The sequence below is a fragment of the Dokdonella sp. genome (assembly GCF_019634845.1).
Taxonomy (GTDB): Bacteria; Pseudomonadota; Gammaproteobacteria; order Xanthomonadales; family Rhodanobacteraceae; genus Dokdonella_A.
Map to the genome: position 1 here is coordinate 89,820 of NZ_JAHCAQ010000008.1, position 22,779 is coordinate 112,598.

The following is a 22,779-nucleotide window of genomic DNA, read 5'->3' on the forward strand; positions in this document are numbered from 1 at the left end:
ACGGCCTTGGCGCGGTGCGCGGAGGATCCGCAAAGACAAAGGCGCCCTTGCGGGGCGCCTTCGTGCATCGTCGATCAGGCCGGCGGCGCCTTGCGGCCCGCCAACCCCGCGGCGAACCGGTCGATGGTGGGTGCTGAGGGGTTCGAACCCCCGACCCTCGCCTTGTAAGGGCGACGCTCTACCGCTGAGCTAAGCACCCGGGCGCGTCGACGCTTGAATTGCCTCAGGCCACCGCGTCCTTGAGTGCCTTGCCGGGCTTGAACGCCGGTGCCTTGGAAGCGGCGATCTTGATGTCCTCGCCGGTGCGCGGGTTGCGGCCCGTACGTGCGGCGCGCGCACGCACGAGGAAGGTGCCAAAGCCCACCAGCGACACCTGGCCACCGGCCTGCAGCTCGGTCTTCACCGCATCGACCATGGCGTCGAGCGCGCGCTCGGCATCAGCCTTGGACAGCCCCGAACCATCCGCCATCGCGTTGACGAGATCACCTTTGTTCATTGAATGCTCCTGCGCGGAACGTGTGTTCCGCAGAAATTCGGATCGAGTCGCAGCGCGAACGAACGAGCGATTGCTCCGCCAATCTGACGCGCCTGGTTAGCCGTGGCCGCCTGGACTGATGTCGTCACCTGGATCACGGCGCGGTCTTTATACCAGTGCCCCTGCGGCCACGCAACAAACAAAACCCCATAATTCAGGCCATTTGCGCGCAAATCCAAGCCGCGATGCGACGCCGCGGCGATGCTGCAGGCGCAACACATCAGTGCCCTGCCCGACCGGCTGCCGAGCCCGTGCCGCCGCTGCGGAGCGACCGGCCGCAGCGGCGCCGAAACGCCGCTGCGCGGCACCGTTCAGTGCGCGCGCGCGCCTTCCTGGTGCTCGGCGGCACCATGCTGCACGGCTTCGCCGTCGCCCTGCAGCGGTCGCGGCAAGGCGCGTTCGAGCGCGATGTCGAGCACTTCATCGATCCAACGCACCGGATGGATCTCGAGCGAGGCCGTGACGTTTTTGGGAATGTCGGCCAGATCCTTGCGGTTTTCCTCCGGGATGATGACCGTGGTGATGCCGCCGCGATGCGCTGCCAGCAGCTTCTCCTTGAGCCCGCCGATCGGCAGCACGCGCCCGCGCAGCGTGATCTCGCCGGTCATGGCGACGTCCGAGCGCACCGGCACGCGCGTGAGCACCGACACCAGCGCCGTGCACATCGCGATACCGGCGCTGGGGCCATCCTTCGGTGTGGCGCCCTCGGGCACGTGCACGTGGATGTCGAGCTTCTGGTGGAAATCCGGATCGAGCCCGAACGCGACCGCGCGACCACGCACGACGCTCAGCGCCGCCTGGATCGACTCCTGCATCACGTCGCCGAGCTGGCCCGTGTGCAGCAGCTTGCCCTTGCCCGGCACCACGGTGGCCTCGATGCTGAGCAGGTCGCCACCGACCTCGGTCCAGGCCAGGCCCGTGACCAGGCCGATCTCGTTCTGCTGCTCGGCGCGACCGTAGGCATAACGGCGCACGCCGAGATAGGCATCGAGGTTCTTCCCGCCCACCGCCACCTTGCGCTTGCGCTCGTCGAGCGCCTTGCCCTTCTTCGCCGCCTTGGCGGCGGCCAGGCTCAGCTCCTTGACCACCTTGCGGCAGATCTTGGAAATCTCGCGATCGAGACCACGCACGCCCGATTCGCGCGTGTAGTAGCGCACGATGTCGCGCACGGCCTCGGCCGCGATCGACAGCTCGGCGGCCTTGAGGCCATTGGCCTTGAGCTGCTTGGGCACCAGATAGCGCTCGGCGATGTTGAGCTTCTCGTCCTCGGTGTAGCCGGGGATGCGGATGATCTCCATGCGATCAGCCAGCGCCGGCGGGATGTTGAGCGAATTGGCGGTGGCGATCCACATCACCTCGGACAGGTCGACGTCGACCTCGAGGTAGTGGTCGTTGAAGGTGTGGTTCTGCTCCGGATCGAGCACTTCCAGCAGCGCCGCCGACGGGTCGCCGCGGAAGTCCATCGACATCTTGTCGATCTCGTCGAGGACGAACAGCGGATTCTTCGAGCCGACCTTGGACAGGTTCTGGATGATGCGGCCGGGCATGGAGCCGATGTAGGTGCGGCGATGGCCGCGAATCTCGGCCTCGTCGCGCACGCCACCGAGCGACATGCGCACGAACTTGCGGTTGGTCGCCTTGGCGATCGATTGGCCCAGCGAGGTCTTGCCCACGCCGGGCGGGCCGACCAGGCACAGGATCGGTCCCTTCATCTTGTGCACGCGCTGCTGCACGGCAAGGTATTCGACGATGCGTTCCTTGACCTTCTCCAGGCCGTAATGGTCGGCGTCGAGCACGTCCTGCGCGGCCTGCAGGTCACGGCGCACCTTGGTGCGCTTCTTCCACGGCACCCCGAGCAGGCTCTCGACGTAGTTGCGCACCACGGTCGCCTCGGCCGACATCGGCGACATCTGGCGCAGCTTGTTGAGCTCGGCGCGCGCCTTGGTCTCGACCGGCTTGGGCATGCCGGCGGCGCCAATGCGGCGCGCCAGTTCCTCGAACTCGTTGACGCCCTCCTCCGAGTCGCCCAGCTCCTTCTGGATCGCCTTCATCTGCTCGTTGAGGTAATACTCGCGCTGGCTCTTCTCCATCTGGGTCTTGACGCGGCCGCGGATGCGCTTTTCGATCTGCATCACGTCGATCTCGCCATCGACCAGCGCCACCAGTTGTTCCTGCCGATCGGCCACGTCGGCGGTCTCGAGCAGGCGCTGCTTCTCGGCCAACTGCACCGAAAGGTGGGTCGCGATCGTGTCGGCCAGGCGCGACGGATCCTCGATCCCGATCAGCGTCGCCATGAGCTCCTGCGGAATCTTGCGCGACAGCTTGACCAGCTGTTCGAAGTTGGCCACCAGCTGGCGTCCAAGCACGCCGATTTCGCGTTCGCTGCGCGTGTAGGCAGGCTCGAGCGGGCGCACGTGTGCGTACAGCAAGCCGTCGCGCTGGCCAAACGCTGCGATCTCGGCGCGCCCGAGGCCCTCCACCAGCACCTTGATCGTGCCGTCGGGCAGCTTGAGCAATTGCAGTACGCTGGCGACGGTGCCGATCGTGTACAGATCGGCCTCCTTCGGATCGTCGGTATCCGGGCTGCGCTGGGTGAGCAGCAGCACCTGCTTGCCGGCGGTCATCGCCGCTTCGAGCGCGCGCACCGATTTCTCGCGGCCGACGAACAGCGGCGTCACCATGTGCGGGAATACCACCACGTCGCGCAGTGGCAGCACCGGCAGCTGGCTCGGCTCGGACGAGATTTCGGTCTTGGCGGACGGATCGGTCATCGCGGCATTGGCTCCGGGCGAACGCAAAAAAAAACCACTTGGACGGCAGCGTGTCGCCACGCCGCCGTTTCGTCAAGTGAGGGTTCGGGCGCCCTTTGCAAGGGCGCAGCAGGCGTTATTCGGCAGCCGCGCGGGTCTGCATGTTGCCGCGATAGATGAGGTAGGGCTCGGCCTGACCGTTGATCACGGCCTCGTCGACGACGACCTTGCTGACGTGCTCGAGCGAGGGCAGGTTGAACATCGTGTCGAGCAGCACCTGCTCGAGGATCGTGCGCAGGCCACGCGCACCGGTCTTGCGCTTGATCGCCTTGCGCGCGATCGCGGTCAACGCATCGGGGCGGAACTCGAGCTCGGCGCCTTCCATCTCGAACAGCTTGCGGAACTGCTTGGTGATCGCGTTCTTGGGCTCGGTGAGGATCTTGACCAGCGCCGCCTCGTCGAGCTCCTCCAACGTCGCCACCACCGGCAAGCGGCCGACCAGCTCGGGAATCAGGCCGAACTTGACCAGGTCCTCGGGTTGCACGTCGACCAGCAGCTTGGCCGCATCGGTCTGGCGGTCCTTGCTGCGCACCTCGGCATTGAAGCCGATGCCGGTCGCCTCGGAGCGCTGCTGGATGATCTTCTCGAGGCCGGCGAATGCGCCGCCGACGATGAACAGGATGTTCTTGGTGTCGACCTGCAGGAACTCCTGCTGCGGGTGCTTGCGGCCACCCTGCGGCGGCACCGAGGCAATGGTGCCCTCGATGAGCTTGAGCAGTGCCTGCTGTACGCCCTCACCCGAGACATCGCGCGTGATCGATGGGTTTTCGCTCTTGCGCGAGATCTTGTCGATCTCGTCGATATAGACGATGCCGCTCTGCGCCTTGTCGACGTCGTAGTCACATTTCTGCAGCAGCTTCTGGATGATGTTCTCGACATCCTCACCGACGTAGCCGGCCTCGGTCAGCGTCGTCGCATCGGCGATCGTGAACGGCACGTTGAGCAGGCGTGCCAGCGTGTCGGCCAGCAGCGTCTTGCCCGAGCCGGTCGGCCCGACCAGCAGGATGTTGGACTTGGCCAGTTCGACGTCGTCGCTGCGGCTGCGCGATTCGAGCCGTTTGTAGTGGTTGTACACCGCCACCGCCAATACCTTCTTGGCGCGCGCCTGGCCGATGACGTACTGATCGAGCACGTCGAGGATCTCGGCCGGCTTGGGCAGGTCGCTGCGCGAACTGGCGGCCTTTTCCTCCAGTTCCTCGCGAATGATGTCGTTGCACAGCTCGACGCATTCGTCGCAGATGAACACCGACGGGCCCGCGATGAGCTTGCGTACCTCGTGCTGGCTCTTGCCGCAGAACGAGCAGTACAGGATCTTGCCGCCTTCGCCCGCTCGGCCTTGCCGATCCTCGGTCATGCGATGCCTCTGAGTCTTGCCGCAAATGCGGCGGCAGAATAACACAGCGCGGCCCCCATGCCGGGAGCCGTGCCGTGGCGGTTTGGTGCCGGTGGAGCCGGCGCTCAGGCGGCCGGGGTCGCCTCGGGCACGCGTCGGTCGAGCACGGCGTCGATGAGGCCGTAGGCCTTGGCGTCGTCGCCGCTCATGAAGCGGTCACGCTCCATGTCGCGTTCGATCTGCTCGATCGGCTGGCCGGTGTGCTGGACGTAGATGTTGTTGAGCCGGCTGCGCAGGTAGAGGATCTCGCGGGCCTGGATCTCGATGTCGGTGGCCTGGCCCTGCGCACCGCCCGACGGCTGGTGGATCATCACGCGCGAGTTCGGCAAGGCGTAGCGCTTGCCCTTGGCGCCGGCCATCAGCAGCAGCGAGGCGGCGCTGGCCGCCTGGCCCACGCACATCGTGCTGACATCGCAACGGATGTACTGCATCGTGTCGTAGATCGCCAGCCCGGCGGTCACCACCCCACCGGGGCTGTTGATGTAGAGGTTGATGTCCTTGTCGGGGTTCTCCGACTCCAGGAACAGCAACTGCGCGACGATGACGTTGGCCATGTAGTCGTCGATGGGGCCCACGCAGAACACCACGCGCTCCTTCAGCAGGCGCGAATAGATGTCGTAGGCACGCTCGCCGCGCGAGGTCTGTTCGACCACCATCGGCACGAGGTTGAGGCTGGTGGCGGGACTGATCTGGCTGGGCATCACGTTCTCCGGGAAGCCGGGTGGCTCAGGCACCCGGTCGCATGACATCGCTGAAGCTGAGCTGCTGTTCGCTGCAGCGCGCGTGTTCGGCCAGCCATTCGACGACCTGGTCTTCCATCACGCGGTTCTGCAGTGCCCCCATCAACTGGGGGTCACGCGAATACAGTTCAACGACCTGCTCGGGTTCCTCGTAGGTCGAGGCGATCATCGCCAGCGCCTCGCGAACGCGCTTGGCATCGAGACGGATCTCGTTCTGCCGCGCCAGCTCGGCGATGAGCAGGCCAGCCGCAACGCGACGCCGTGCGGTGGGCACGAACTCGAGCATGGCCTGGCTGGCCTGCGCCCCACCCTGCTGCGCCAGCTGGCGCGCCTCGGCCTCGATGAGGCCCTGCGGGATTTCCAGCTCCGGGTGCGCCGCCACCAACTTGTCGAGCGCGTCGGCCTTGAGGCGCGACATCAGCACGTTCTTGAGCTCACGCTCGAGATTGGCGCGCACGTCCTCGCGGAACCGCTGCATGCCGCCGTCCTTGACACCAAAGCTGGCGACGAAGGCGTCATCGACCGCCGGCAAGGTGGCTTCCTGCACGCGCACGAGCCTGACCTCGACATCGGCCGACTTGCCGGCCAGCGCCGGCGTGCGCGCATCCTGCGGAAAATCGACGTGGGCCTTGAACTCCTCGCCTGCCGCATGGCCGGCGATACGGTCCTCCAGCGCCTTGGAATAGGCGCCCGAACCGAGCACCGCACCGACGCGATCCATGCCGCTCTCGGGATGACGGAAACCCTCGCCCTGCGCCGCGTACTCGAACAGCACCATGTCGCCCTCGCGCGCCGCGCGCTCGACCGGCGACCACGTGCGCCGCTGCAGGCGCAGGGTGTCGATCATCTGGTCGATATCGGCCTCGGTCACCGTCGCGGTGGGCTTGACGATTTCCAGCGCCGCAACGTCGAGCTTGCCGATTTCGGGCAGCACCTCGAAGGTTGCCGTGTATTCGATCTCGCCATTGTCGGGGCGGCCGGTGGTGGCGATCGACGGCTGCACGGCCGGGCGCAGCTTTTCCTGCGCGATCGCTTCCTGGAAGCTCGAGCCGATCATGTCCGACAGCGCCTCGTTGCGCACCTGCCCGCCAAAGCGCTGCTCGATCACCTTGGTCGGCACCTTGCCGGGACGGAAGCCCTTGAGGCGCACGGTGCGACTCATTTCCACCAGACGCGTCCGGATGGTGTCCTCGAGGCGCTGTGCGGGAAGGCGAATCGTGAGCTTGCGGCCGAGCGAGCCGACGTTTTCGATCGAGACTTGCATGATGTTCCTCTGGACGATCTTCAATCAACAGCGACGTCCACGATCCGGGGCAGCCGGAGCGGTCACAGCGACGAGTACCCAACGGGATGGCGTGGTGCGAAAGGAGAGACTCGAACTCTCACGGGTTGCCCCGCCAGAACCTAAATCTGGTGCGTCTACCAGTTTCGCCACTTTCGCCCGGTCGGACCCCGCCGCGTGCACGCCGTGCGCGAGTCGCCGGAACGCAGCGTCAGAAAAAAATGGTGGGCCGTCTAGGACTCGAACCTAGGACCAAGAGATTAAGAGTCTCCTGCTCTACCAACTGAGCTAACGGCCCACATGAAACGTCTATTGTAACGAAAATGGGGTGGACGATGGGACTCGAACCCACGACAACTGGAATCACAATCCAGTACTCTAACCAGCTGAGCTACGTCCACCAGCAACCCGCACCCGCTCCATCCCTGGCGCGGTCCGTGGCGACATCCTGTCGACTGGCACGCGCCGCACCGGCGCCCACCTCGACCCACCACGTCAGCCTGTCGGCAATCACCGCACCGCGCATGTGCCGCCGTGGCGACACTGCGCGAAGTACTGGCGCGCCCGACAGGACTCGAACCTGCAACCGTCGGCTTAGAAGGCCGATGCTCTATCCAGTTGAGCTACGGGCGCATCACAAGCCGCTGACCATCGTCCTGCCACTGCTCGACGTGCGATCGCCGCGATGGTCGGGGTAGAGGGATTCGAACCCCCGACATCCTGCTCCCAAAGCAGGCGCGCTACCAGACTGCGCTATACCCCGGAACGCCGCCGCTCATACGTCAAGACAGCCCGCAATGGTACGAACGCCATCGCGCATCGTCAATCGCCTCACCGCCAACGCGCAACGACCATCGCGCAGCGGCCTGTCACCCGGCCACCATCGGCGTGACCGACCAAAAAATCAAAAGGGTGCCGAAGCACCCTTGGGATTGCATGGCGCGCCCGGAGAGATTCGAACTCCCGACCCCCAAGTTCGTAGCCTGGTGCTCTATCCAGCTGAGCTACGGGCGCATTGTCTGCTCGCGCGAAACGGTACCGCGGCACCGCTTCGCATGCTTCATCGGCGCCAGCCGACGAAGGCGCGCGATTATTCTGATTGCGCCGTCGCGCGTCAACCGTTTCGTTGCATCGCACGATGCGTGAACCGGATAACGCACCATGCCGCCGCCACAGCACGATGGACGCATCGCATGATACTGGCGGAGAGAGAGGGATTCGAACCCTCGATAGAGCTTTTGACCCTATACTCCCTTAGCAGGGGAGCCCCTTCGGCCTCTCGGGCATCTCTCCGTTGTCACATCCCGCAAGCCGCAGCAACCACACCGCTGCCGCAACGGGCTGCGGAGCATACCGGTCGCGACGCGCGCGGTCAAAAGCAATCAGTCGGACGCCTTGTCCGCATCGGGGTGGGCCAGCTCGCCAGGCGCAAGCTCACGCTTGATCCGTTGGTAGATCTCTTCGCGATGCACGGCCACGTCCTTGGGTGCGTTGATGCCGATACGCACCTGATTTCCCTTGACACCCAGCACGGTGACGGTCACCTCGTCACCTATCATCAAAGTCTCGCCTACGCGGCGAGTCAAGATCAGCATTTGGCTCTCCTTGATTCGGCACGCGTCCGGTCTGTGTGCCGCACGTCAAGCCGCAGTACTGCCGACCACCCGATCGAGCGGTCCATTGCCAGGGGCGTTGGACGCCCTCTTGTCGACTGCCTGATCGATCCCTCGCCGCCGGCACCGACAGGCCGCCCGATACTAACCAAGGCCATTGCACCACGCAACGAACGATGGTCATGCCAGCGCGATGCTTACAGCAATTTTGATTCCAGCCACACCGGCAGCGCCGCCAGTGCAGCATCGAGCGCCGCCGAGTCGGCGCCACCGCCCTGCGCCAAGTCGGGTCGACCGCCGCCCTTGCCATCGATCTGACGAGCCACGTGTGCGACCACGTCGCCGGCCTTGACCCTTGCCAGCGCCGCGCCGTGCACGCCGGCGATCAGGCTGGCCTTGCCGTCGGCGCCGGCGGCGAGCAGCACCACGCAATCGCCGAGGCGGTTCTTGAGCTGGTCCACGCCTTCGCGCAGCGCCTTGACGTCGAGCCCGTCGACGCGCGCCGCCACCACCGCGACGGCGCCGATGCGCTGCGCCGCAGCAGCCAGATCCTGGGTCGCCGAACTGGCGGCCTTGGCCTTGAACGACTCCAGTTCGCGCTCGAGCCGCTTCTGTCGCTCGAACAGCTGGCGCAGCTTGTCGACCACCTCGTCACCGCTGCCCGACAGCAGTTCCGCGAGTGCCTCCAGGCGCGCCTCTTCGGCCGCCACATGGGCCAGTGCCGCGGCGCCGGTCACGGCCTCGATGCGGCGCACGCCGGCGGCCACGCCGCCCTCGGACACGATCTTGAACAGGCCGATGTCACCCGTGCGCCCCACATGCGTGCCACCACACAGCTCGGTCGAGAACTGGCCCATCTTCAGCACCCGCACCTCATCGCCGTATTTCTCGCCGAACAACGCCATGGCACCGAAGTCGAGCGCGTCCTGATAGGCCATCTCGCGCACTTCGGCCACCACGTTGCGCCGCACCTCGCTGTTGACGAGCTCCTCGATGCGGCGCAGCTCCGCCGCCGTGATCGGCTGGAAATGTGCGAAATCGAAGCGCAGCCGATCGGCTGCCACCAGCGAGCCCTTCTGCTGCACATGCGTGCCAAGCTCCTGGCGCAGCGCCGCATGCAGCAGGTGGGTGGCCGAATGATTGAGCACGATCGCCTGGCGACGCGCGGCGTCGACCTGGGCGTCGAGCTGTGCGCCCGTCGGCAGCGGCGCACCGTGCCAGCGACCGAGGTGCGCATGGAACACGCCGCCGAGCTTGACCGTGTCGGCCACTTCGAAACGCCCCTCGGCGTTCGCCAGCACGCCGGTATCACCGACCTGACCACCCGATTCGGCGTAGAACGGCGTGCGATCGAGGATGACGACGGCCTGTTCGCCGTCGTGCAGGGTTTCGACTGCCCGACCCTCGCGCACGATTGCGCGCACGATCGCACCATTCGCTGACAAGGCCTCGTAGCCGAGGAAGCGTGTCGGTGCAAGAACGCTGGCCAGTTCCGCCGGCAACGTGACCTTGCTGTCGAAGTGGCTCGCCGCTCGCGCGCGCTCGCGCTGCTGTTCCATCGCTGCCTCGAAGCCGGCCATGTCGACCGCCAGTCCGCGTTCGCGCGCGATGTCGGCAGTGAGATCGACCGGAAACCCGTAGGTGTCGTAGAGCCGGAACGCGGCCTCCCCCGGGATCGTGCCGCCGGCCCTGACGGCCACCTCCTCGAACACCTTCATGCCCTGCTCGAGCGTCTCGCCGAAACGCTCTTCCTCGGCCTTGAGCGCGCGCTCGACCAGTTCGCGCCGTGCCGGCAGCTCCGGGTAGGCATCGCCCATCACCGCCACCAGCGTCGGCACCATGGCGTGGAAGAATGGTTGCTTCTGGCCGAGCATCCAGCCATGGCGCAGCGCGCGGCGGATGATCCGGCGCAGCACGTAGCCGCGCCCTTCGTTGGACGGCAGCACGCCATCGACGAGCAGGAACGCACACGCGCGGATGTGATCGGCAATGACGCGCAGCGATTTGTTCTCGAGGTCGCGGGTGGCGGTCAGACGCGCCGCCTCGGCGATGAGCTGCTGGAACAGGTCGATTTCGTAGTTGGAATGAACGTGCTGCAGGACCGCGGCGAGGCGCTCCAGACCCATGCCGGTATCGACGCAGGGCGCCGGCAACGGCGCCAGCGTGCCATCGGCCGCGCGGTCGAACTGCATGAACACGAGATTCCAGATCTCGATGTAGCGGTCGCCGTCCTCGTCGGGCGAACCGGGCGGCCCGCCGGCGATGTCGGCGCCGTGGTCGTAGAAGATTTCGGTGCAGGGTCCGCAGGGACCGGTGTCGGCCATCTGCCAGAAATTGTCCGAAGCGTATGCCGCGCCCTTGTTGTCACCGATGCGGACGATGCGCGCGGCTGGAATCCCTATCGTGTCGCGCCAGATGCCATAGGCTTCGTCATCGGTGTGGTAGACCGTCACCCACAGCCGCTGCGGATCGAGGCCGAGCACGCCGGTCAGGAACTCCCAGGCCCACTCGATCGCCTCGCGCTTGAAGTAGTCGCCGAAGGACCAGTTGCCGAGCATCTCGAAGAAGGTGTGGTGGCGCGCGGTGTAACCGACCGAATCCAGATCGTTGTGCTTGCCGCCGGCACGCAGGCAACGCTGCACGTCGGCCGCACGCACGAACTTGAGCTTCTCGCTGCCGAGGAACACGTTCTTGAACTGGACCATGCCCGAGTTGGTGAACAGCAGGGTCGGGTCGTTGGCGGGCACCAGCGAGCTCGACGGCACGATGGTGTGGCCCTTGCCACGGAAAAAATCGAGGAACGCGGAGCGGATGTCGGCGGTTTTCATGCGCAATGCAGGCTGGAATCGAGGGAATGCCGGAACCGGCGGGCACGCCGAAGATGGCGCCAGGCAACGGAGCGATCAAGCCGGCTCCGCGTCCGGGTCGGCCAGGTCGGCGCGCGTGAGGGCACGTACTGTCGCCGCATCGAAGCCGCGACGCAAGAGAAAGGCGGCGGCGCGGGCCCGCGCCGCCGCACCCGTGATGGCCTTGCCGCCCGCATGGCGACGCAATTGCGCGGCCGCATTGGCCAGCCAGTCGGCGCCCAGTTCGTCGAGGGCGCCGCCGATCGCCGCCTCGGCCAGGCCATGGCTTCTGAGTTCGGCGCGGATGCGCAGCGGGCCATATCCCTGCCCCGCGCGGTGGCGGGCCAAGGCCGCGGCAAAACGCTCGTCGCTCTGGTAATGCTGCTCGCGCAGGCGCGCGATGGCCGCCTCCGCCTCGTCGGCGTCATGGCCGCGCCGCGCCAGCCGGGTGGCCAGTTCCCGCGTCGAGTGTTCGCGTCGCGCCAGCATCTGCAGCGCATCGGAATAACCGTCACGCGATGCGGCATTGTCGCTGCGCTGCTGTGCCGGCCTGCGCCGCGACGGACTCATCCGCGCGGCCCTCAATACCCGGCGCGGATGCGCGCGCGTTCCTGCTCGCGATCCCAGGCCCGCAGCTCGTCGCGCACATGCGCGATGCGCTGGCGGCCGAGCGCATTGCGATCCTCGTCGAGCACCTGCGCATCGAGCAGTTCGGCCAGGCGCTGCGCGGTCGGCAGCATCATTTCCCAGGCATCGAGCGCAGGCAGCGGTCCCGGCAGCGTCATGAACAGCGTCAGCCCAGGGGTGCACACGTCATTGAGGCGCGCCATGTCGAAGCTGCCGGGCTTGACCATGTTGGCCATGCTGAAGATCGGCCCGTCGACCTTCTTGCCGAGCGCGAGGCGATGGAAGATGCCCATGTCACCGAATTCGAGCCCGGCCTTTTCGGCGGCGACCACCACATCGGCGCCGCTGAGCAGGTCACCGGTGCGTGCCGCGACGAACAGGGTGACGATGCGCTCGATCGGCTGGTCGGGGCGTACGCCCACGGGCGGGCGCTGGCGCGCGACCTGCGGCTCGCTCGGCGCGGCCCCCTCGTCGATGAGCGACACGTCGAGCTCGCCCTGGGTCGGCTCGCCGTCCTCGACGGCCTCGCCAAGCGTCGGCTCGATGCGCTCGTCGCGGTCGGCCGGTCGCGCCGGTCGCCGCTCGCCCTGCTGCGGGCGCCGCGGCCGCCCGAACACGTAGATGAGGGCCAGCACGACCGCGCCTGCCAGGAGCAAGGGGATGCCGACCGCCGGGTTCCACGTCATGTCGATGACTCCATGGGCACGGCCTATGCCGCGCCAGCCAGTTTAGCCGCTTCCTCCAGATCCACCTGCACCAGCCGCGATACGCCCGGCTCGCGCATGGTCACGCCGCACAACTGGCGCGCCGCCTCCATCGTGGCCTTGTTGTGGGTGACGAAGATGAACTGCACGTGCTCGCTCATCTCGTTGACCATCGTCGAGAAACGGCCGACGTTGGCCTCGTCCAGCGGCGCATCGACCTCGTCGAGCAGGCAGAACGGCGCCGGATTGAGGCGGAAGATCGCGAACACGAGCGCCACCGCGGTCATCGCCTTCTCGCCGCCCGACAGCAGCGAGATCGAGGTCACGCGCTTGCCGGGCGGGCGCGCCATGATCGACACGCCCGTCGACAACAGGTCCTCGCCGGTCAGCTCCAGGTAGGCGTGGCCGCCGCCGAACAGGCGCGGGAACAGCTCCTGCACGCCGGCATTGACGCGATCGAAGGTCTCGCGGAAACGCGCCCGTGTTTCCTTGTCGATCTTGCGGATGGCGCCTTCGAGCGTCTCCAGCGCGGTGGCGAGGTCGCCGAGCTGGGCGTCGAGGTAGGTTTTGCGCTGCGCCTGTTCCTCGTATTCGCTGATCGCAGCGAGATTGACCGGCTCGAGGCGGCGGATCTTCTGCTCCAGATCGGCCACTTCGGCCTGCCAGCGCTCGACTGCGGCGTCGGCCGGCACGCTGTCGATGAGCTGCGCGAACTCGAACCCGGCCTCGGCGATGGCAGCGGCAAAGGCCTGTGCGCGCAGGCGGTATTCCTGCTCGCGCAGGCGCAACTGGGCCAGCTCCTCGCGCTGCTCGGTGAGTCCCTGCTCGAACTGCTGGCGTTCCTGTTCGAGTCGGCGCAGTTCGTTGTCGTGCCCCTGCAGCGTCTGGCGCACCTCGACCATCTGCCGGTCGACCACCAGCCGCTGGTTGAGATGAAGCTGACGCTCGTCCTCGAGCCCCGGCAGCGGGTCGTTGGACGAGGCCAACTGCAACGCGACCTCTTCGCGCCGCGCCTGCAACTGGTCGAGCTGGTCGCGCATGCGCGACAGCGACTGCTGCAGCGCCGCCACCGTGGTCCGCCGCGATTCGATCGACAGCGCGAGCTGGTGCACGCGATCGCTGGTCTCGCGGGCATTCATGCGTGCTTCCTCACGCGCCTCCAGCAACTGGCGGCGCTCGCCGTCGAGTTCGTGGCGGCGCCGTTCGAGGCCGCTCATGTGCTCGATCGCATCCTCGAGCCGCTTGCGCGCCTCGCGCGCCTGGTCGCGGCCTGCGTCGAGCGCGGCGACAACCTCGCCGAGCTCCTGCGCGATGCGCCGCTGGCGTTCGCTGGCGCTCTCGATCCGCCCGCGCTGGCTCTGCACTTGCCCCGCCAGTTCGGCCAGCCGGCGGTGCGCGCTGTAAAGCTCGCGCTGGGCGTCCTCGCGTGCGTGCTCGGCGTCGATGCGCTGCTGCCTGCCCGCCTCCAGAGCCTCGCCCTGCAGGCGGATTTCCTCTTCCAGCGCAGCCAGTCGCGCGCCGGCCTCGCGGATCTCGCGCTCGCGCGCCAGCACGCCGATCTGGGCGCCGGCGCCGCGCTGCACGCGCACGAAGCCATGCCCGAACCACTCACCCGCGGGCGTCACCAGCGATTCGCCCGGCGCCAACTGCGCCGCCTGCGCCTGCGCCTGCGCCAGTGAATCGCAGCAGCGCACGCGCGCCAGCAGCGCGCGCGCGGCGGCCGGTCCGTGCACCCGTGCCGCGAGCGAATCGGCGGCGACCTCGCTGCCGCCGGCGCGCGCCGCCATCAGCACGAGGTCGCTGCCGGCGAGACTGCCCAGCTCTCCGGCGTGTGCCAGCGGCTCGTCGAGCATGACCGCGTCCAGCCAGCCGTCGAGCACCGTTTCGACGGCACGCTCCCAGCCGGCGTCGACCTGCAGCGTGGCGCCCAACCGCCGCGCCTCGCCCAACCCGAGTTCAGCCAGCCAGGCCTGACCGGCGCCGTCCTCGCCGAGCGCGGCATGCTGCAGCGCCTCCAGCGAGGCCAACCGACCGCGCAACGTCTCGCGTTCGCTGCGACCGGCCGACAGCGCCGCCTGGGTCGCGCGTTCGGCTTCGAGCGCCGCCTCGGCGGCATGCCGCCGCTCGTCGAGGCCACCCGTCAGCAGCGCCACCTGCTCACCCAGGCTGTCGTGGTCGCGGTCCAGTTGCGCCAGCGCCTGCTCCAGCTCATCCAGGTTGGTCGCCGCACGCTCGGCGTCCAGCGCGACGCGGCGCTGGTCCGCCGCCAAGGTCTGCTTGTCGAGGTAGTCGATGCGCGTGCGCTCGACCTCGGCCGCCTGCCCCGCCGCCGACGTCGACTGGGTGTGCTGGTCCCATTGCCCCTGCCATTGCGCCAGCCGTGCCTCGGCCTCGCGCAGGGCCTCGGTCGCGGCGGCGTCGGCCTCGCGCAGCGTCTCCAGCTGCGGCTCGGCTTGGGCAAGCTCGGCGCCTGCTTCGGCGTGGCGCTGCGCGTCGGCCTCGAGATGGCCATTGAGTTCGGCATGGGCGCGGTCGGTTTCCGCGCGCGCGCGCTCGAGCTGCTCGGCAAGCTGCTTGCGGTGCTGGATCTGCTGCTCGATGCGCGCGATCTCGGCACCGACCTGGTACACCTGCGCCTGCACCTGATTGACCTGCTCGGCAGCCGCCGCGTGCTGCTCGCGCCCCTGCTCGAGCGCCAGTTCGGTGTGGCGATGCTGCGCCATGCGCTGTTCGATGGCGAGTTCGGCCTTGCGCAGGGCGGCCGCATGGGTGTCGAGCTCGCCCTGCGCGGCACGCAGCTCGAGCGCCCTGACCTCGGCTTCCTTGCGCTTCTGCTCGGCCTTGAGCTGCTGCCAGCGTTCGGCCGTGCGCGCCTGACGCTTGAGATGCTCGAGCTGCTTGTCGACCTCGTCGCGCACGTCGCGCACGCGGTCGAGGTTCTCACGGGTGGCCTTGATGCGACTTTCGGTTTCCTTGCGGCGTTCCTTGTAGCGGGAAATGCCGGCCGCTTCTTCCAGGTGGTTGCGCAACTGCTCGGGGTCGGCCTCGACGATCTCCGAGATCATGCCCTGCTCGATGATCGAATAGCTGCGCGGCCCGAGGCCGGTGCCGAGGAAGATGTCGGTGATGTCGCGCCGACGGCAGCGCACGCCATTGAGGAAATACTGCGACTGGCCATCGCGGCTGACCACGCGCTTGACCGAAATTTCGTTGTAGCTGGCGTATTCACCGGCGATCGCGCCATCGGAATTGTCGAACAGCAGCTCGACCATCGCGCTGCCGACCGGCTTGCGGCCGCTGGAGCCGGAAAAGATGACGTCGGTGAGCGCATCGCCGCGCAGGCGGCTGGCCGCGCTCTCGCCCATCACCCAGCGGATCGCATCGATGATGTTGGACTTGCCACAGCCATTGGGACCGACCACGCCGGTCATGTTGGTCGGCAGATGCAACGTGGTCGGATCGACGAACGACTTGAATCCGGCCAGCTTGATCGTTGTCAGACGCATGCAGCGCTTACCTCGACGGGGTGGCCGCGGCACGCCGACCACCGGATGTTGACTGGACGAACCCGGATGCGCATCCGGGTTCAGACTTCGTTGGGACTGCGCGCCTGGATCGACAGCGCGTGGATGTCGGTCTGCATCAGCTCGCCGAGCGCGGCATAGACCACGCGATGGCGCGCCAGCGGTGCCAGGCCGGCAAACGCCGCGCTGACGATCTGCACGCGGAAATGTCCGCGACCATCGCGCGCGCCGGCGTGCCCGACATGGTGGTGGCTCTCGTCCTCGACCACCAGTTCGAGCGGCGCCAGGGTGGTCAGGCGCGCACGGATCGATTCGACGCGCCCGTTCATGGCAGGGTCTGCCGGAACGGCCGCACCGACACGCTGGCGTACACGCCGCCGGTCACGTAAGGATCGGCATCGGCCCAGGCCCGGGCCGCGCCGAGATCGGCGAACTCGGCGACGATGAGGCTGCCCGTGTAACCGGCCGGCCCCGGGTCGGTGCCGTCGATGGCCGGAAACGGCCCGGCCAGCAGCAATCGCCCCTCGTTGCGCAACGCCTCCAGCCGCAGCACGTGGGCCGGTCGTGCGGCCGCGCGCCGCGCCAGCGAGTCGGGGACATCGATGCCGATGATGGCGTACAGCATGGGAACACATCCGTGGGCGGCCGATCATGTTACCCGATGCGCGGCGCCGGTCGCTGTGCGGGCCGCCGCCACCATGACTGGCGCGGCGATTGCGCGCGTGCGCGTTTGCGCTTAGGCTATGCGCGTATCGACCGGTCGGACCCGCCGCTTGCCACGCCGGCCACGCTCCGCCCACCGGTCCCGTCTTGATGAAGTGTTTTGTCGTTGCCGGACTGTTGCGTCCGGTCCCGTATCGTTGCGGGTGCCGCGCCGGGCTTGTGCCGGTGGCGCCCTGTCGTAACCGGCTGTGACCTGTGCTGACCCGCGTCGTGAGGCGCCGGGCTTCATGGGACGAGCATGAACCAGACTGCCCAACCATCCAACGCGCCTGAACCGGCTTCGCCGTTCGCAGCCCCGCCGCAGCAGCAGGAAATCCCGCTTGCGCTCGTGCGTGGCCAGCCCGTGCTCGAAATTCCGCAGGACCTGTACATCCCGCCCGACGCGCTGGAGGTCATCCTCGACGCGTTCGAGGGGCCGCTCGACCTGCTGCTGTACCTGATCCGGCGCCAGAACCTCGACATCCTCGACATCCCGATCGCCGAAATCACGCGGCAGTACGTCGACTACATCGAACTGATGCACGAGATGAAGCTCGAGCTCGCGGCCGAGTACCTCGTGATGGCCGCGATCCTGGCCGAGATCAAGTCGCGGCTGCTGCTGCCGCGGCCACCGACCGAGGAAGGTGCCGAGGTCGACCCGCGTGCCGAACTGGTGCGCCGCCTGCAGGAATACGAGCGCTTCAAGAAGGCCGCCGAGGACATCGACACGCTGCCGCGGCTGGAACGCGACTTCGCGCTGGCCCACGTCGCCACCGACGACCGCAACGTGATCCGGCTGCCGCCGCCGGTCGACCTGCGCGAACTGCTGCTCGCATTCAGGGACGTGATGCGGCGCGCCGAGCTGCATGGGCACCACGCGATCCGGCGCGAGACGCTCAACGTGCGCAGCCGCATGAGTGACATGCTGGCGGCGCTCGGCGATGGCAGTTTCCATCGCTTCGAGAGCCTGTTCGAGACCAGCGAAGGGCGCCTGGGCGTGGTGGTGACCTTTCTGGCCATGCTCGAACTGGCCAAGGAACAGCTCATCGAGATCGTGCAGGAAGTCGCCCTGGCACCGATCTACATCAAGTCACTGGCGACTGCTGCCGGCGAAGCAACCTGATCGCCGCCCCACCCACACCCGCTGCAACCGACGTTCGGATGGAAACTCCCCAACTCAAACGCATCATCGAGGCGGCCCTGCTGGCGGCATCGCACCCGTTGACGATCCCGCAACTGGCCGGCCTGTTCGACGAGTTCGACATGCCGCCCCCCGACCAGCTGGCGCACGCACTGCAGTCGCTGCAGGAAGACTGCGCCGGCCGCGGCGTGGAACTGGTCGAGGTCGCCTCCGGTTTCCGTTACCAGGTGCGGCGCGAGGAACATGCCCTGATCGCGCGGCTGTGGGCCGAGAAGCCCTCGCGCTACTCGCGCGCGCTGCTGGAGACGCTGGCCCTGATCGCCTACCGCCAGCCGATCACGCGCGCCGAGATCGAGGCGATCCGCGGCGTGGCCGTGTCCACCCACATCGTGCGCACGCTCGAGGAGCGTGAATGGGTACGCGTGGTCGGCCACCGCGACCTGCCGGGCCGGCCCGCCCTGTTCGGTACCACTCGCCAGTTCCTCGACTACTTCCAGCTCAAATCGCTGGAAGAGCTGCCGACGCTCGGCGAAATCCACGATCTCGAGGACATCGAGCAACAGCTCGCATTCGACGGCATCGCGCCACTGGGCACGGCGCCGATCGCCATCGATGCCGACCCGGCCGACGCCGCCGAGGTCATCCACGGCGAGACCCTCGACGCCACCGCTGACGAGGACGTCGACCACGCCGTCGATGCGGACTTCACCACCACCGACTCCAATGACCCCGGCGCGAGCGAATCGCTCGCCGCCCCCGCCGCGGATCAGCCGCGCACACCGGAAACCAGCCCATGACCACCCCACCCCGCGCCATCCTCAAGCTCAAACACGGCGACGCCGACGCGACGCCGGCGGTCGAGGAACGCCTGCACAAGGTGCTGGCCAACGCCGGACTCGGCTCACGACGCATGCTCGAAACGCGCATCGAGGCTGGCGCCGTGCAGATCAATGGCGCCGTTGCCAGCATCGGCCAGAGCGTGCACAGCGGCGATCGTGTCGAGATGGACGGCAAGCGCTTCGTGGTGGTGGCCGACAACGCCGAGCACGCCCAGGTGCTGCTCTACAACAAACCCGACGGCGTGGTCGCCACCCGCGACGACCCCGAAGGGCGCCCCACCGTGTTCGAACAGTTGCCCCAACTCAAGGGCGCGCGCTGGATCGCGGTCGGGCGGCTGGACATCAACACCACCGGTCTGCTGCTGCTCACCACCGATGGCGAACTGGCCAACGCCCTGATGCATCCCAGTTCCGGCGTCGAGCGCGAGTACATCTGCCGCGTGCATGGCGAGGTCCCCGATGAAGTCATCGAGCGCCTGCGCAGCGGCGTCGAACTCGAAGATGGGCCGGCGCATTTCGACGAAATCGGCGTGATCAGCCGCGGCAACAGCCACTCCTGGTTCCGCGTGGTCATCCGCGAAGGCCGCAATCGCGAAGTGCGTCGCATGTGGGAATCGCAGGGGCTCATGGTGTCGCGCCTCAAGCGCATCCGTTACGGCAGCGTGGAATTGCCGCGCGGGCTGTTGCGCAGCCAGTCCGCCGCGCTCGACCCGGCACAGGTCGCACAACTGCGCGAGCGCAGCGGCATCGCGCGGGCCGAACCGCGGCTCACGTTGGCGCCGCTGATCGGCCAGCGCCGTGCGGCACCGACCGAATTCCGCCCCGCCGCCACCAGCCAGCAGGCCTGGACCGGCGCACGCAACGAGGAAGCGCGCGAATTCGCCGCCTTCGACCGCGCACGTGACGATGGCTGGCGCGCTGCATCCGACCCGCAGCGCAAGCGCCGTGGCGCCGGCAAGCCCGGCAAACCCGGCAGGGGACCGGGCGCACCGCGCGGCGCACGCGCGCAGACGCCGTGGCAGGATCGCAACGCACCCGGCCAGGGCCAGGGCCAGCGCCAGGGTCGCCAGCGCAAGCCGCAACATCCCGTCATCGCGGCCGAACCGGGCCTGAGCCCGGCGGTTCTGCGCAGTTGGTTTCCCGACAGCGCCGGACAGCCCGGGCGCAAGCGGCGCGGCGCGCGACCGGGGGCCGAGGTGACGTTCCAGGCAGGCCAGTTCCAGCCACGCCAGCGCGACGAGCGCGGCGGCAATCGCGCTCCCGGCAAGCCACCGGCGCGCGGCGGCAACGTGCACGGCAATGTGCATGGCAATGTGCACGGCACGCCCGGCAACTCGTGGCGCGACGACAATCGCGGCAACCGCGCGCCCGGCCCCAATCGCCCCAAGCGCGGCCGTGGGCCGCGTCCGCGCTGAGGCCTGCGCATCGCGACAGGCGGCGGCAACCGCCGCATCCTTGTCCCACCACGCCGCATGCGTGCCTGTCCCTGGCGCTTCGCGGGCCGAAGTCGTCGCCGCGGGCGGCCGCAGCAACGGTCCCGCGCAGGCCGCATGTCCGCAGGCGACGCGCTTTGACGTAATGACGCCACAGCGGCCGGCAGTCGCCGGCCCGACCATGGGAGATCGTGGCATGGCGATGGGTATTCTTCGCGGGACGATGGCGGCTCTGACGATCGCGGCGGCATCGATCAGCGCAGCGGCCGACGACACACCGACCAGCCCCGCCGCGGGCGATGCAATCTTCGTCAACGGCTTCGAGCGCATGGTCTGGGTGCAGGGCTATCTGGCCGGCTACGAACAATCCTTGCTGCCGATCGGCGAGATCGATTTCGGTGCGATCACGCATCTCATGGTCAGCCGCGAGCGGCCGCTTGCCGGCGGCACGCTCTCGCACGATTACGACATCGATGCGGTCAACGGTCCGATCTGGGCCCACAGCGCCGTCAACGCCGCGCACGCAGCGGGGCGCAAGGCGATCCTCATGATCGGCGGCGCCTGCAACCTCGTCGGCGGTGTCTGTTCGGACATGAACTGGAGCGACGCGGCGAGTCCGGCGCACCGCGCCACCTTCGTCGCGAACCTGCTCGCCGACGTCGACGCCTACGGCTACGACGGCCTCGACCTCGACTGGGAGCCACTCGACAGCGCCAGCGACCGGGCCAGCCTCAAGGCGCTCGCGCAGGCCCTGCGTGCAGCGCGCCCGAATTTGCTGTTGACGATTCCGGTCGGCTGGTTCAACCCCAACTACATGACGCCCGACCCGTACTGGAACGAGATCGCGCCGCTGTTCGACCGCATCAACGTCATGACCTACGACATGGCCGGCTCCGCCCTGCAAGGCTGGACCGGCTGGAAGAGCTGGCACAACTCCGCGCTCTACAACACCAATCCGCCGACCGCGGCCACGCCGTCGGCGGTCGACGTGAGCATTCGCCTTGGCTTTCGCGCCGCACCGGCCAGCGTGCCGGCGGCGAAGCTTGGCATGGGCGTGGCTTTCTACGGTTATTGCTGGCGTGGCGTGACCGGTCCGGGCCAGACCGGCGGCACCACCGCCGACCACAACGACGGCGTGATGAGCTTTGCCAACGTCGTCACGCAGTATCCGGTCGCAACCAAGCGCATGTGGGATGCCACCGCCCGCGTGCCGTACCTGTCCTCATCGACGGCGATGGGGCCGCAGAACTGCAACTTCGTTTCCTACGACGACGAGCAGTCGGTCGCTGAAAAGGGCGCTTACGCGCGCGCGCAGGGACTGGGCAGCATCATCATCTGGACCGTCGGCCAGGGCCACATTGCCTCGCGGCCGGTCGGACAGCGCGATCCTCTGCTCACGGCCTTGCGCACCTCGTTGAACCAGTGAAGCCAACCCGTCGGCGCGCTGCTGCCGGCCCGTTGTCCTTCCCTGGGTGCGGGTCCAGCGCGCGCCGTCACGCCTGGCCGTTGCCCAATCGCTGCGCAGCAGTGACAGGCGCCATGCTCACATCGCCGACCCCGGCAAGCCGATTGCCGCCCCGCCCACCGCGCCGTCGCCTCGGCCGGACATGCCAGCGCCGCGGCCATGGGCGCGAATCGGCGTGGGTGGGCAGCAGCCAGCGGTGATACGGGCACGCCTTGGCGCGTGGAACGGCGCCGCCCGGCCATGAAAAAAGGCGGCGGGTCGCCCCGCCGCCTTGCCTGATTCCACCGTTCCGGGGTACAGCCCGGCTCAGTCGAGCTTGAGCGCCTTCTTGGTGCCGGCGCGGCGCTTCTGTTCCTTGGCGTTGTATTCGGCTTCGCAACCGCCACGCACCACCATCACGCAATCGAGGTATTCGCTGATTTCGACCAGCGCGGCGCCGATGGCCTTGCCGGCCGGCGTGTTCTGTTCGTGGCCGAGGTTGCCGCCGAAGCCGCCACGGTAGACGCCCACGGCGATGCCACCACCCGAGCTGCGCCCTTCGATCGCACGCGAGAATTCGATGTCACCGGTACTGGCATTGACCACGCGCACGTCGACGCGCACGTAGGCCTCGGACTTCTTGCCGCCGAGCGAAATGCCCTTGAAACTGAGGCCGCCACCGGTGCTGGCGGTGTTTTCCTCGTAGTCGGTGACGGTACCGAACACGAGATAGTCGGCGCCTGTCACCTGCCCCATCTTGGCGCCGGTGCCGGCCCGCACGCGACCCGAGGCGGCGAGATTCTGTTCCTCGAGCACCTTCTCGAGCTTGTTGCGCTCGACCACGCGGAAGTGCCCGCTACTGGCGAGTTCGTTCGACAGCATGCCCGACAATTCCCAGCCCACCCCGCCACGCCACCAGCCCGCCGCCGATTCATTCTTGAACTCGGCCACGCCGATCGCCGGCTTGTCGGCAAACGCGCTGGCGCTGGCCACCAAGCCCGTAACGGCGAGGGCAACGGCAAGCAACGACTTCTTCATCTGATCTCTCCCAAATGGACCCAAGGCTGCAACTGATCCGTAGCGGCCGCCACTCCCGGCCTGCGCGGGATTGCGTGACGCCGCCTCATCCCGCCATCGCAACGGGCG

At 67.8% G+C, this 22,779-nt stretch carries 17 protein-coding genes and 8 tRNA genes; 4 read left to right on the top strand and 21 right to left on the bottom strand.

Features of this window, described 5'->3' with window-relative positions; translation table 11 throughout:
- Positions 1-124: 124 nt before the first annotated feature.
- From KF903_RS07525 to KF903_RS07620, 20 genes are all read right to left on the bottom strand, one after another.
- A tRNA-Val gene (locus KF903_RS07525) sits at positions 125-199 on the bottom strand.
- Between the two features lie 24 nt (positions 200-223).
- The gene (locus tag KF903_RS07530; protein ID WP_291213386.1) at positions 224-529 is read right to left on the bottom strand and encodes an HU family DNA-binding protein; all 306 of its coding nucleotides are present in this window, start codon (positions 527-529) and stop codon (positions 224-226) included.
- A gap of 317 nt (positions 530-846) precedes the next feature.
- Positions 847-3,306 (bottom strand): endopeptidase La, encoded by a 2,460-nt coding sequence (gene lon, locus KF903_RS07535; protein ID WP_291213225.1) that lies wholly within the window; start codon positions 3,304-3,306, stop codon positions 847-849.
- Positions 3,307-3,421: 115 nt separating this feature from the next.
- On the bottom strand, positions 3,422-4,699 hold the full coding sequence (gene clpX, locus KF903_RS07540; protein ID WP_291213227.1) for an ATP-dependent Clp protease ATP-binding subunit ClpX: 1,278 nt from the start codon (positions 4,697-4,699) through the stop codon (positions 3,422-3,424).
- A 104-nt stretch (positions 4,700-4,803) separates the two neighbouring features.
- A complete protein-coding gene (gene clpP / locus KF903_RS07545) occupies positions 4,804-5,427 on the bottom strand; it encodes an ATP-dependent Clp endopeptidase proteolytic subunit ClpP (RefSeq protein WP_291213388.1) in 624 nt (207 codons plus the stop codon).
- 37 nt (positions 5,428-5,464) lie between these two features.
- Entirely contained in the window at positions 5,465-6,742 is a 1,278-nt protein-coding gene (tig, locus tag KF903_RS07550; RefSeq protein ID WP_291213230.1) for a trigger factor, read from the bottom strand.
- A gap of 92 nt (positions 6,743-6,834) precedes the next feature.
- Positions 6,835-6,919: transfer RNA gene (locus KF903_RS07555), tRNA-Leu, on the bottom strand.
- A 63-nt stretch (positions 6,920-6,982) separates the two neighbouring features.
- A tRNA-Lys gene (locus tag KF903_RS07560) sits at positions 6,983-7,058 on the bottom strand.
- 26 nt (positions 7,059-7,084) lie between these two features.
- Positions 7,085-7,161: transfer RNA gene (locus tag KF903_RS07565), tRNA-His, on the bottom strand.
- A 155-nt stretch (positions 7,162-7,316) separates the two neighbouring features.
- Positions 7,317-7,393 (bottom strand) — tRNA-Arg (locus KF903_RS07570).
- A gap of 53 nt (positions 7,394-7,446) precedes the next feature.
- Positions 7,447-7,523: transfer RNA gene (locus KF903_RS07575), tRNA-Pro, on the bottom strand.
- 174 nt (positions 7,524-7,697) lie between these two features.
- A tRNA-Arg gene (locus tag KF903_RS07580) sits at positions 7,698-7,774 on the bottom strand.
- Positions 7,775-7,960: 186 nt separating this feature from the next.
- Positions 7,961-8,053: transfer RNA gene (locus KF903_RS07585), tRNA-Ser, on the bottom strand.
- Positions 8,054-8,142: 89 nt separating this feature from the next.
- Positions 8,143-8,355, bottom strand: a complete 213-nt coding sequence (gene csrA, locus KF903_RS07590; protein WP_291213232.1) for a carbon storage regulator CsrA — start codon at positions 8,353-8,355, stop codon at positions 8,143-8,145.
- 215 nt (positions 8,356-8,570) lie between these two features.
- Positions 8,571-11,201, bottom strand: a complete 2,631-nt coding sequence (gene alaS, locus KF903_RS07595; protein WP_291213235.1) for an alanine--tRNA ligase — start codon at positions 11,199-11,201, stop codon at positions 8,571-8,573.
- A gap of 75 nt (positions 11,202-11,276) precedes the next feature.
- Positions 11,277-11,789 carry a regulatory protein RecX gene (locus KF903_RS07600; protein WP_291213238.1) on the bottom strand — a complete coding sequence of 171 codons (513 nt, stop codon included), beginning with the start codon at positions 11,787-11,789 and terminating at the stop codon, positions 11,277-11,279.
- A gap of 11 nt (positions 11,790-11,800) precedes the next feature.
- Entirely contained in the window at positions 11,801-12,532 is a 732-nt protein-coding gene (gene zipA / locus KF903_RS07605) for a cell division protein ZipA (RefSeq protein WP_291213241.1), read from the bottom strand.
- Positions 12,533-12,555: 23 nt separating this feature from the next.
- Positions 12,556-16,056, bottom strand: a complete 3,501-nt coding sequence (smc, locus tag KF903_RS07610) for a chromosome segregation protein SMC (protein ID WP_291213243.1) — start codon at positions 16,054-16,056, stop codon at positions 12,556-12,558.
- A gap of 80 nt (positions 16,057-16,136) precedes the next feature.
- Complete coding sequence (locus KF903_RS07615; RefSeq protein ID WP_291213247.1) at positions 16,137-16,403, bottom strand: BolA family protein; 267 nt, start codon at positions 16,401-16,403, stop codon at positions 16,137-16,139.
- The gene (locus tag KF903_RS07620) at positions 16,400-16,699 is read right to left on the bottom strand and encodes a YciI family protein (RefSeq protein ID WP_291213250.1); all 300 of its coding nucleotides are present in this window, start codon (positions 16,697-16,699) and stop codon (positions 16,400-16,402) included. The genes KF903_RS07615 and KF903_RS07620 overlap by 4 nt, the downstream gene beginning before the upstream one ends.
- 336 nt (positions 16,700-17,035) lie before the next feature.
- Between KF903_RS07620 and KF903_RS07625 the strand changes: the two genes are divergently transcribed.
- The 4 genes from KF903_RS07625 to KF903_RS07640 all read left to right on the top strand — a co-directional run bounded on the left by KF903_RS07625 (position 17,036) and on the right by KF903_RS07640 (position 21,615).
- The gene (locus tag KF903_RS07625; RefSeq protein WP_291213253.1) at positions 17,036-17,899 is read left to right on the top strand and encodes a ScpA family protein; all 864 of its coding nucleotides are present in this window, start codon (positions 17,036-17,038) and stop codon (positions 17,897-17,899) included.
- A 38-nt stretch (positions 17,900-17,937) separates the two neighbouring features.
- Positions 17,938-18,714 (top strand): SMC-Scp complex subunit ScpB, encoded by a 777-nt coding sequence (gene scpB, locus KF903_RS07630; RefSeq protein WP_291213256.1) that lies wholly within the window; start codon positions 17,938-17,940, stop codon positions 18,712-18,714.
- Positions 18,711-20,171 (top strand): pseudouridine synthase, encoded by a 1,461-nt coding sequence (locus KF903_RS07635; protein ID WP_291213259.1) that lies wholly within the window; start codon positions 18,711-18,713, stop codon positions 20,169-20,171. Before scpB ends, KF903_RS07635 begins: the two co-directional genes overlap by 4 nt.
- Positions 20,172-20,412: 241 nt before the next feature.
- Positions 20,413-21,615 carry a glycoside hydrolase family 18 protein gene (locus tag KF903_RS07640; protein ID WP_291213262.1) on the top strand — a complete coding sequence of 401 codons (1,203 nt, stop codon included), beginning with the start codon at positions 20,413-20,415 and terminating at the stop codon, positions 21,613-21,615.
- A 345-nt stretch (positions 21,616-21,960) separates the two neighbouring features.
- On the opposite strand, the gene KF903_RS07645 is transcribed toward KF903_RS07640, so the two are convergent.
- A complete protein-coding gene (locus KF903_RS07645; RefSeq protein WP_291213265.1) occupies positions 21,961-22,671 on the bottom strand; it encodes a CsgG/HfaB family protein in 711 nt (236 codons plus the stop codon).
- Positions 22,672-22,779: the final 108 nt, after the last annotated feature.

Bases quoted from the DNA above. Each gene is read 5' to 3' on its own strand.
- lon (WP_291213225.1), bottom strand. From the start codon at position 3,306: ATGACCGATCCGTCCGCCAAGACCGAAATCTCGTCCGAGCCGAGCCAG.
- clpX (WP_291213227.1), bottom strand. From the start codon at position 4,699: ATGACCGAGGATCGGCAAGGCCGAGCGGGCGAAGGCGGCAAGATCCTG.
- tig (WP_291213230.1), bottom strand. From the start codon at position 6,742: ATGCAAGTCTCGATCGAAAACGTCGGCTCGCTCGGCCGCAAGCTCACG.
- csrA (WP_291213232.1), bottom strand. From the start codon at position 8,355: ATGCTGATCTTGACTCGCCGCGTAGGCGAGACTTTGATGATAGGTGAC.
- alaS (WP_291213235.1), bottom strand. From the start codon at position 11,201: ATGAAAACCGCCGACATCCGCTCCGCGTTCCTCGATTTTTTCCGTGGC.
- KF903_RS07600 (WP_291213238.1), bottom strand. From the start codon at position 11,789: ATGAGTCCGTCGCGGCGCAGGCCGGCACAGCAGCGCAGCGACAATGCC.
- zipA (WP_291213241.1), bottom strand. From the start codon at position 12,532: ATGACGTGGAACCCGGCGGTCGGCATCCCCTTGCTCCTGGCAGGCGCG.
- smc (WP_291213243.1), bottom strand. From the start codon at position 16,056: ATGCGTCTGACAACGATCAAGCTGGCCGGATTCAAGTCGTTCGTCGAT.
- KF903_RS07615 (WP_291213247.1), bottom strand. From the start codon at position 16,403: ATGAACGGGCGCGTCGAATCGATCCGTGCGCGCCTGACCACCCTGGCG.
- KF903_RS07620 (WP_291213250.1), bottom strand. From the start codon at position 16,699: ATGCTGTACGCCATCATCGGCATCGATGTCCCCGACTCGCTGGCGCGG.
- KF903_RS07625 (WP_291213253.1), top strand. From the start codon at position 17,036: ATGAACCAGACTGCCCAACCATCCAACGCGCCTGAACCGGCTTCGCCG.
- scpB (WP_291213256.1), top strand. From the start codon at position 17,938: ATGGAAACTCCCCAACTCAAACGCATCATCGAGGCGGCCCTGCTGGCG.
- KF903_RS07635 (WP_291213259.1), top strand. From the start codon at position 18,711: ATGACCACCCCACCCCGCGCCATCCTCAAGCTCAAACACGGCGACGCC.
- KF903_RS07640 (WP_291213262.1), top strand. From the start codon at position 20,413: ATGGCGGCTCTGACGATCGCGGCGGCATCGATCAGCGCAGCGGCCGAC.
- KF903_RS07645 (WP_291213265.1), bottom strand. From the start codon at position 22,671: ATGAAGAAGTCGTTGCTTGCCGTTGCCCTCGCCGTTACGGGCTTGGTG.